10 protein-coding genes are annotated in these 8,635 nt (G+C 70.9%); 2 read left to right on the top strand and 8 right to left on the bottom strand.

All coding sequences use genetic code 11. The features are described 5' to 3' along the window. Positions 1–42 precede the first annotated feature (42 nt). The 6 genes from ACFTZL_RS36080 to ACFTZL_RS36055 form a co-directional block, all read right to left on the bottom strand. Positions 43–1,578, bottom strand: a complete 1,536-nt coding sequence (locus ACFTZL_RS36080) for an alpha/beta hydrolase (RefSeq protein ID WP_382591955.1) — start codon at positions 1,576–1,578, stop codon at positions 43–45. Positions 1,579–1,920: 342 nt separating this feature from the next. After that, positions 1,921–2,817, bottom strand: coding sequence for an amidohydrolase family protein (locus ACFTZL_RS36075; protein WP_382591952.1), 897 nt, complete (start codon positions 2,815–2,817; stop codon positions 1,921–1,923). After that, positions 2,814–3,191, bottom strand: a complete 378-nt coding sequence (locus ACFTZL_RS36070; protein ID WP_382591949.1) for an SgcJ/EcaC family oxidoreductase — start codon at positions 3,189–3,191, stop codon at positions 2,814–2,816. The genes ACFTZL_RS36075 and ACFTZL_RS36070 overlap by 4 nt, the downstream gene beginning before the upstream one ends. A gap of 60 nt (positions 3,192–3,251) precedes the next feature. Then, a complete protein-coding gene (locus tag ACFTZL_RS36065) occupies positions 3,252–3,602 on the bottom strand; it encodes a helix-turn-helix domain-containing protein (RefSeq protein ID WP_382591946.1) in 351 nt (116 codons plus the stop codon). A gap of 9 nt (positions 3,603–3,611) precedes the next feature. Next, the gene (locus tag ACFTZL_RS36060) at positions 3,612–3,833 is read right to left on the bottom strand and encodes a type II toxin-antitoxin system RelE/ParE family toxin (RefSeq protein ID WP_382591943.1); all 222 of its coding nucleotides are present in this window, start codon (positions 3,831–3,833) and stop codon (positions 3,612–3,614) included. 440 nt (positions 3,834–4,273) lie between these two features. Next, entirely contained in the window at positions 4,274–4,771 is a 498-nt protein-coding gene (locus tag ACFTZL_RS36055) for a MarR family winged helix-turn-helix transcriptional regulator (RefSeq protein WP_382591940.1), read from the bottom strand. Positions 4,772–4,828: 57 nt separating this feature from the next. On the opposite strand from ACFTZL_RS36055, the gene pip reads away from it, so the two are divergent. Next, complete coding sequence (gene pip, locus ACFTZL_RS36050) at positions 4,829–5,806, top strand: prolyl aminopeptidase (protein WP_382591937.1); 978 nt, start codon at positions 4,829–4,831, stop codon at positions 5,804–5,806. A gap of 12 nt (positions 5,807–5,818) precedes the next feature. On the opposite strand, the gene ACFTZL_RS36045 is transcribed toward pip, so the two are convergent. Both ACFTZL_RS36045 and ACFTZL_RS36040 read right to left on the bottom strand, forming a co-directional pair. Then, complete coding sequence (locus ACFTZL_RS36045; RefSeq protein ID WP_382591934.1) at positions 5,819–7,162, bottom strand: BTAD domain-containing putative transcriptional regulator; 1,344 nt, start codon at positions 7,160–7,162, stop codon at positions 5,819–5,821. A gap of 64 nt (positions 7,163–7,226) precedes the next feature. Then, positions 7,227–7,937 (bottom strand): AAA family ATPase, encoded by a 711-nt coding sequence (locus tag ACFTZL_RS36040; protein WP_382591931.1) that lies wholly within the window; start codon positions 7,935–7,937, stop codon positions 7,227–7,229. A gap of 139 nt (positions 7,938–8,076) precedes the next feature. On the opposite strand from ACFTZL_RS36040, the gene ACFTZL_RS36035 reads away from it, so the two are divergent. Beyond that, a complete protein-coding gene (locus tag ACFTZL_RS36035) occupies positions 8,077–8,601 on the top strand; it encodes a hypothetical protein (RefSeq protein WP_382591928.1) in 525 nt (174 codons plus the stop codon). The last annotated feature ends 34 nt before the right edge of the window (positions 8,602–8,635 follow it).

The following is an 8,635-nucleotide window of genomic DNA, read 5'->3' as shown; positions in this document are numbered from 1 at the left end:
GCCTGGTACGGCCCGGCACCCGGGGTGCCGTGGAGCGGTCGGTCAGCGCAGGGCGCCGAGGCGGTCGAGCCGCTCGTTGACGCCGTTGCGGAGTTCGCCGAGGGTCGTGCCGGGCGGGGCCACCTTCGGTGTGGAGGACGGCGGCTGGGTCTCGTCCGCGCAGGTCGTGCCGCGCGCCGGGACCTTCAGGTCCACCAGGTAGCTCGTGACGGCGTCCGTCGCGCAGGCGCTGCGCCCGAAGGCCGTGTGACCCTCGGCCTTGAAGGTGAGCAGCCGGCCGTTGTCCAGCTCCCGGGACAGGGCCACCGCGTCCTGGTACGGGGTGTCCGGGTCGCCGGTGTTGCCGACGACGAGGATCGGTGCGGAGCCCTTGGCACGGAAGGAACCGTCGTAGCGGCTGACCTGTTCGCCCTTCCACTGGGCACAGGCGGTGGCGTGCTGGTGGTCGTAGAGCGGCGGGCCGTAGGCGAGGGCCGGGCCGAGCAGCGGCGCGGCCTTGGCGAAGGCGGTCACCTTCCGCTTCAGCAGGGCCGCATCGCGCGGGTAGGCCTTGTCGGTGCACTCGACGACGACGTTCGGGTTGAGGAAGTCGTAGCTGGCCGCGGACGGCGGCCGGAGCAGGAACGAGGTGTTGTCGCGCTGCTGGGCCTTGTGCAGGGCCTCGCCGAGCGAGGGCCAGATGACCTTGCCCTCGTTGATGTTGAACAGGATGCGGTAGACGAGGGTGTAGCCGTTGGCCTGCCCGCCGCCCGCGGTCGGTACGGGGTTGGCGTCGAGGTCGGCCTTGAGCTTCTCGAACGCGGCCCGGGGGTCGCCGTCGCCGAACCCGCACGTGGCCTGGTCGGCCTTGCACCAGTCGAGGAAGCGGCTCATCGCGCCGTCCAGGGCCAGGTACTGAGGCCGGTCGTAGGCGTACGGCTGGTTCGCGTAGTGCTCGGGGTCGTAGGCGCCGTCGAGCGCGAGGGCGCGCACCCGGTCGGGGAACATGGCGGCGTAGACGGTGCCTATGTAGGAGCCGAACGACCGTCCGTAGTAGGTCAGTTGGTTCTCGCCGAGGGCCTGGCGCAGCAGGTCGATGTCCCGGGCGACGTACTCGGTGCCGACGTACGGCAGCAGATCGCCCGCGTTGTCCTGGCAGGCCTGGTCGAACTCGGCGGCCTGGCGCACGGCGGGCTCGTAGGCGTCCGGGCCGGGGACGCCCTTGGCCGCGGTGATGGCCCGGGTGTACGTCGGGTCGTCCCAGCACTGGACCTGTGAACTGCGCCCGACGCCGCGTACGTCGTACCCGAAGACGTCGAAGGAGTCGCGCAGGGAGGCCGGCAGCTCGGCGTAGTTCCCGCGGACGAAGTCCACGCCGGAGTTGCCGGGCCCGCCGGGCTGGAGGAAGAGGGTGCCCTTCTTCTTGGCCTGGTCCGAGGCCTTCTTGCGGATGACCGCAAGGGTGATGGTCTTGCCCTGCGGATCGCGGTAGTCCAGCGGTACGTCGGCGTTCGCGCACTCGAAGCCGTCCTGGCAGTCGGACCAGGCGAGGGCCGGCACGGCCGGCTGTTTGCCGGTCTCGTCCGGCTGGGCCGCCATCACCTGGGCGGCGGTTCCGGCGACGGCGAAGGAGACGGCTGCGGCGATGGCGATCTTCAGACGCGGGAGGCGTCTGCGCGCGCGGGTGCCGGTGCCGGAGCCGGACCGGCCGGATCCGTGATCTCGTGTGGTCACTGTGTGTTCCCCTCGGGCGCGAGTGCCGTGGCGCACCCCTTGGTGCGGTCCGGTTCGTTGAAGTTTCTAGCTCACTCGGGAGGGGAAGAGGGGCGGGAGTGACCTCGCGGGCCCCCTTGTGGGTGTCTTGTTACGCGATCTCTCCAATACCCGGCGGTAGTTGCGGCGTTGTTCACCTGAGCCTGGGGCCGACAGGCTTCGCGGGCCTCACAGGCCGAAGAGCTTCGCCCCGTTGTCGTGGCACACCGCCCGCAGCCACTCCTCCCCGAGCCCCAGCCGCTCCAGCGCGTGGAGCTGGTGCACGTACGGATAGGGAATGTTGGGGAAGTCGGAGCCGAGCAGGATCCGGTCGCCGAGAGCGGCCAGCCGGGGCAGGGCACGGCGGGGGAACGGCATGAACCCCTCGCTGAAGTCGGTGAACGCCATCGTCGTGTCCAGCCGCACCTCCCCGTACCGCTCGGCGAGGTCGAAAAACTCCTCGTACTCGGGCATCCCCATGTGCGCGACGATCAGCCGCAGCCGGGGGTGGTCGGCCAGTACCCGGGCGATCGGCTCGGGCCCGGTGTGCTTGCCGGGCGCGGGCCCGGAGCCGCAGTGGATCACCACGGGGATCCCGGCCTCGGCCAGCACGCCCCACGCAGGCTGCAGCAGTTCGTCGGCCGGGTCGTACGCCCCCACCTGCACATGCGCCTTGAAGACCCGCGCACCCGCCTCGACGGCCTCCCGGACATACGCCTCGACCCCCGGCTCGGGGAAGAGGGTCGCGGTGTGCAGGCAGTCGGGCGTACGCCGCGCGAAGTCCACCGCCCAGCCGTTCAGCCAGGGGGCCATGCCGGGCTTGTGCGGATAGAGCATCGCGGTGAAGGCCCGTACGCCGAACTCCCGCAGTATCCGGGCTCGCTCGGCTTCTTCTGCCCGGTAGGTGATCGGCCACTCCATCCCACCGGTGAGCGGCCCGAGCCCGTCGAAGTACTCCCAGACCTTGCGCAGGACCCGCTCGGGCATGAAGTGCGTGTGCACGTCGACGAGGCCGGGGAGCCCGAGCCGGCCCCAGAAACGGCGGATCTCGTCGGGCTCGAGGGGCTCGTCACCGTGATCGTTCATGGTGCCCACGATCGGGGCGGGTGGGGTGGTGGGGCCAGGGCTTTGCGCGAAGGACCCGTGAGGGATCCATCACCCGGCGCTCGGTAGGCCTGCCGCACCTTGACGGCCGCCACGTCGGGCCGCAGGAACCGAGTGCGCACCACCTCGTAGGTGACCTCCCCGACCGAGCCGGCCGCGGGCAGCACGGTGCGGGTGAACTCGGCGGTCGAGTCGAAGCCGATGAGGACCTTGCCGTGGCCGGTCGTCCATAAGGCATCGGGGTGGAAGAGCGCGAGGAATCCCTCGACGTCCTTGTCCCGCTGAGTGCGCTCGACCGTGGTGACGATCTGCTGGATGGCCTTGATGTCTGCGGTTTCGGTGTTCACGCGGATCACTCTGGGACCTCGAGCGAACTTGAGGGTCAAGGGTAGGCCGCGAGTGCGCCCGGACAGGCCCTAGGCCGCCGTACTGCCCCGATCGTCACTTGCCGGCATCCGCAGGGTGTGGTCACCGAAGTCGGCAACCAGATCCAACCTGCCGCCGAGCGCCTCTACGTAGCGTGCGATGACATCAAGAGTGGCGCCCTCTCCGTGCTCGATCTGGGATACGCGAGCGACGCTCACCCCCATGCGGGCAGCCACGTCCCTCTGAGCCAACCCGTACTGCTTACGTGCCTCAGCGAGTTGATACCCCCGGGCTTCTGCCAGCAGACGGCGCGAGCCAGCTTTCACTTCGCCGGGATCCACGCCCGCCGAGTAAAGCTCCTGCTCCAGGCTCTCCCAGTCCTGCGGGGTCTTCTTGGGCATGCCTACTCCTCAGTCCTCCGTGTCGCCGGTGTAGTCGCGATAGAGCTGTTCGGCTAAGGGGATGTTGTGGCGGTACCAGCGATCCCAGTTTCCCGCCTTGTCGCCACCGAGGAGCAGCAGGGCCGAACGAGTCGGATCAAAGGCGAAGACGATTCGGATTTCGGACCGACCCGCCGAACCCGGCCTCAGCTCCTTGAGGTGATGAAGGTCCGACCCTTTCAGCCGGTCCACGAGGGGACGTCCCAGAGTGGGGCCGGCCTCACGCAGTGCTGCAACTGCCTGGGCGACCTGGGACGCAGAACCGAGATCCTCTTTGGCAGCCGCATGAACCAGCCTGCGTACTCATCGGTGACTTTGATCGCCCAGCTCAAGACGACTCCCCTCGACTCCAGCATCTGAAGTTTAAGGAATCCCTTAAACGACGGCAAGCTGAGCCCGGACTCATGTGGACCATCCCGAACCTCCAGCACCCTGGGCCACACGGGCGGTCACGTTCTGGCCGTCGGGCTTCGACGATGTCGGTGGCTTCTCGGCCGCGTGGGGGTCGCTGGCAGCCGGTTCTTCGTGGAGGCGAAGCCGGTGCCGTTCGCGCGGTCGCCCCAGTCAGCCCCGGCCTATAGGCCCGGCTTCTTCTCGACACCATCGCCGTCGGCACCCGTATATAGCCCACGTCACGAAGGCGCCCCACTCCCCGGCTCCCGATACGCCGCGGCGACCCGCTCCCGGAACGGCCGCCGCCCCACCGCCTCCGCCACCTCCCTCAGCAGTTCCGCCAGCGGCATCGACAGCTCCGTGTCCAGCTCCGTCATCGCCGTCACCGTGGCCTCCCACTCCGCCTCGATCCGCGGGAGCAGGGCGTGGGCCTTCGGGGTCAGGTCGATCAGGCGGCGGCGGGCGTCCAGGGGGTCGGGGGTGTGGGTGACCAGGTCCGCGCGGGCCATCTGGGCCGCGGTCTGGCTCGCGGCCGAGTGCGTGACGCCGACCGCCGCCGCCAAGTCGCGGACGGACAGCGGGCCTTCGGCCAGGAGGGCCCGTACCACCGGGGAGAAGCGGGGCCGGTACTCGGTGAGGCCCTGTTCCTCGTAGATCTTGGACACATCACCGTCGAGCAGCTCCAGGACGTGGCGGAGCAGTGTTCCTACGGCGGCCGGATCCGGGATGGCTGTCACCTTGCTAATCTAACAGCGCTGTTAGATCTCAGCGGGGTCGAGGAGGGCACGTCCCACATGACCGAGCGCTATCCACCCATCGAGCCGTACGAGCACGGCATGCTCGACGTCGGCGACGGCGACCGCGTCCACTGGGAGACCTGCGGGAATCCCGCGGGCAAACCGGCGCTCGTCCTGCACGGCGGGCCGGGGTCCGGAGCGGGGCCGTTCTGGCGCCGGCTCTTCGACCCGGCGGCGTACCGGATCGTGCTCCTCGACCAGCGCGGGTGCGGGCGGAGCAGGCCCGACGCCGCCGATCCGCGGACCTCGCTCGCCGCCAACACCACCCACCATCTGATCGCCGACATCGAGCGGTTGCGGCGCCACCTCGGCATCGAGGCGTGGCTCGTCCTCGGCGGCTCCTGGGGTGTGACCCTCGCGCTGGCCTACGCCGAGGAGCACCCGGGACACGTGTCCGAGCTGGTCCTCTTCAGCGTCACCACCACCACGCGCCGCGAGGTGGAGTGGGTCACCCGGGACATGGGGCGGATCTTCCCCGAGGAGTGGGCCCGGTTCCGGGACACCGTCCCCGAGCGGGAGCGCGACGGCAGCCTGGTGGAGGCGTACGCCCGGATGCTCGCCGACCCCGATCCGGCCATACGGGAGCGGGCCGCGCGGGAGTGGTGCCGCTGGGAGGACGCGCATGTGTCCACCCACCCCGGGCACAAGCCCGATCCCCGTTACGACGACCCGCAGTTCCGGCTGCGCTTCGCCCGCCTCGTCACGCACTACTGGCGGCACGCGGGCTTCCTGGAGGACGGGGCCTTGCTGCGCGACGCCGGGAAGCTGGCCGGCATCCCGGGTGTGATGGTCCACGGGCGGATGGACATCAGCGGGCCCCCGGACATCGCCTGGCGGCTGGGCCGAGTGTGGCCGGACGCGGAGCTCGTGCTGATCGGCGGGGAGGGGCACGGGCTGTCCGGGGATGCCACGACGGATGCCGTGCTGGCGGCCACGGACCGGTTCCGGCCGGCCGGGAACGCGCGCGCCGTCTGACGCAGGTGTCTGTCAGCGGACCTTCGGGGTGCATTCGGCGCCGCACGTCGCCAGACTGCACCACCTCCGCCGCCCGCTCTCGTCGAGGAACAGCCAGCCGCAGTCCGGGCCGGGGCAGGCGCGGACGGTGAAGCGGCGGGCGTCGGCGAGCAGTTCGGCCGCGCTGCGCGCCACCGCGCACAGGGGCAGGCGCAGACCGGCGGAGGGGGACGGCCGCCAGCGTCCCAGGCCGTCCTCGCCCCGGGTGAACACCGAGAGCCGCGCGGCGTCCTCCACCACCCCGGCCACCGCCTTGAAGGCCCGGCCGTCCTGCGGATCGGTCAGGCAGGCGTACAGGTCCGTACGGAACCGCCGGGCCTCGTCGAGCGCGGCGACGGCCTCGGCGGGCTCGCGTAGGGCCTGTTCCCGCAGCCGGGCGACCGTCCACTCCTCGATGAGGTCCAGATGCCCGGCCCATACGGCGAGCGCGGCATAGCCCCGCAGCCAGTCCGACCCGGGCAGCGGGTCCCCGCCCCACCCGGCGTAGGTGTTGCAGAACTCCAGCGCGGGGTGTCCGCTCGTACTCCACGGCAGCCACTGGTCGTCGACCCGTACCGCGTAGACGGGCCCGGGGGGCCGGTCCAGCCGGGGGTCGCCGCGCAGCATGCGTTCACGCAGGGTGCGCAGTTCACGGTTCGGTTCGATGCCGAGTTCGGTCGCCAGCAGGGTGCGGGTGCTGTCGTACAGCCGGAGCGCTTCGGCCTGGCGGCCGGTCCGGTACAGGGCGGTCATCCGGGCGGCGACCAGCCGTTCACGCGTCGGATGCTCGTCGAGCAGCGGTGTCAGGTCCGCCGCGACCCGATCGTGCAGCCCCATGGCGAGCTGCGCCTCGGCCCGCTGTTCCACCGCGGACAGCCGCAGTTCGGCGAGCCTGCCGCCCAGCCGCGTCCGCAGCCGCTCGTCGGCCACGTCCGCGAGCAGCTCGCCCCGCCACAGCCCGAGGGCATCGTCGTAGAGGCGGATCCGCTCGGCCGGGTCCCCGGCAGCGGCCGCCTGCCCGACGAGGGCGGTGAACTCCTGTACGTCGATGAGGTGTTCGCCCTGCTCTACGGCGTAGCCGTCGTGGCGGGTCTCGACGGGCACCCCGTACGGCTTGAGCGCGGCACGCAGCCGGCCGACGTAGGTGTGGACGGTGGCGCGGGCGGAGGCGGGCGGGTCGCCGTCCCACAGCAGGTCGATGAGGCGCCCGGTCGCGACGACACGGCCCGCGTGCAGCAGCAGGACCGCCAGCAGACACCGCTCCTGACGACGGCTGCCCACCGGCACCGGCCGCCCCTCGTGACGGACGGCGAACGGACCGAGCAACTGGAAATCCATGGTTGTCCGGCAGCCTAGGGGCTGATTCGCGCGCGGGCGCAGGAAAGGCCGCCGGGGACGCCGCCTACGGTTCGACGATGTGTCGCAGATAGGCGTGCGGGTCGGCGAGATAGCGGCGCCAGTGGTCCACGACGCCGAGCTGCTGCCAGGCGACTCTCCGCAGGCCGTGATCGCCGACCTCGACGATGTCCGCGCCCGGCAGGGCGGTCAGGAGCGGGGAGTGCGTGGCGCAGATGACCTGGCCGCCCTCCTTGGCCAACCGGTCGATGTGCCCGATCAGTTCGAGGCAGGAGGAGAAGGAGAGCGCCGCCTCCGGCTCGTCGAGGACGTAGAGCCCGGCGTGCAGGAACTTCCCGCGGAACGCGGCGAGAAAGCCCTCGCCATGGCTGACCGAGTCCGGCGCGAACCCCTCCCTGTTCAGCGCGTCCAGCGCGGTCTCGGCCCGCAGGAAGAAGCCCTTGCGGGCCGACCAGCTCGTGACCATGCGGCGTCCGCGCGAGGCCGCGTCGAACTTGATCCGCTCGCCGAGCGCCGACTTGCCGCGCGGGGAGGCGTAGCGCCAGTCGTGGGAGCCGCCGTAGGAGTCCAGGCCGAAACCCTCCGCCAGCGCCTCGACCAGCGTCGACTTCCCCGAGCCGTTCTCACCGACCAGAAAGGTCACCGGTGCGGTGAAGCGCAGCCCCTCGTCGAGCAGCTGCCGGACGCAGGGCACCGACCAGGGCCAGGTGTCCTCGTCGTACGAGGAGAGATGGGCGTACGCACGTTCGACAATCACTCGACCAGTGTCGCCCAGGACGCGGAAGGCGTCGCCGTGTCCACGCCGAGGATGGTGAGGCTTTGGTCAGAGGCCGGGGACAGACTGGCGCACGCCCTTGCGGCGAGCCCTTCTTCCACCCCTCTGACCAGGGAGAACCATGCGACGAACCGCTTTCGCGACGCTCACACTTGCCGCCGCGCTCCTCGGGACGCAGCCCGCGACGGCCGCGACGGCCGCGACGGCCGCGACAGAAGGGGGCTGGGAACCGGCACCCTCCACACCATGGGACGTCGCCGCCGGCGTGCGCTGCGACTTCCCCGTGCACGGCGAGCCCGTCGTCGACGAGGTGGTGCGGCGCGTGCTGAGCACTCACCCCGACGGTTCCGAGCGCCGGGTCGCCTACAAGGGAGACCTGGTCATCCGCGTCACGAACACCGAGTCCGGCGCCGCCTACGACGCCGACGCGAGCGGCTCGGCCGTCGTCGAGTACCGACGCGACGGCTCACAACTCTGGGCCGTGCACGGCCCGGTGTTCGTCGGCATCGGGGAGGGCCAGGGCACCCTGCCGCGCGGCCTGTACATCGTCGACGGCGTCTACACGATGGACATCAGCGCCACCGGATACAAGGCCGTCCATCTCGTCCGGGGGACCACGGACGACCTGTGCGCCCGCATCGACTGACACGGAAGACCGAGGGCCAGGGCCTGTCCGGCGG

This window comes from Streptomyces sp. NPDC056948, assembly GCF_042674225.1.
Taxonomy (GTDB): domain Bacteria; phylum Actinomycetota; class Actinomycetes; order Streptomycetales; family Streptomycetaceae; genus Streptomyces; species Streptomyces purpurascens.
The sequence above is the reverse complement of the archived record's forward strand: the minus strand, read 5'-3'. Positions and strand labels throughout refer to the sequence as shown.

Coding starts and splice junctions, on each gene's coding strand:
- ACFTZL_RS36080 (WP_382591955.1), bottom strand. CDS start 1,578: ATGGCGGCCCAGCCGGACGAGACCGGCAAACAGCCGGCCGTGCCGGCC.
- ACFTZL_RS36075 (WP_382591952.1), bottom strand. CDS start 2,817: ATGAACGATCACGGTGACGAGCCCCTCGAGCCCGACGAGATCCGCCGT.
- ACFTZL_RS36065 (WP_382591946.1), bottom strand. CDS start 3,602: ATGCCCAAGAAGACCCCGCAGGACTGGGAGAGCCTGGAGCAGGAGCTT.
- pip (WP_382591937.1), top strand. CDS start 4,829: ATGACCGAGCGCTATCCACCCATCGAGCCGTACGAGCACGGCATGCTC.
- ACFTZL_RS36045 (WP_382591934.1), bottom strand. CDS start 7,162: ATGGATTTCCAGTTGCTCGGTCCGTTCGCCGTCCGTCACGAGGGGCGG.
- ACFTZL_RS36035 (WP_382591928.1), top strand. CDS start 8,077: ATGCGACGAACCGCTTTCGCGACGCTCACACTTGCCGCCGCGCTCCTC.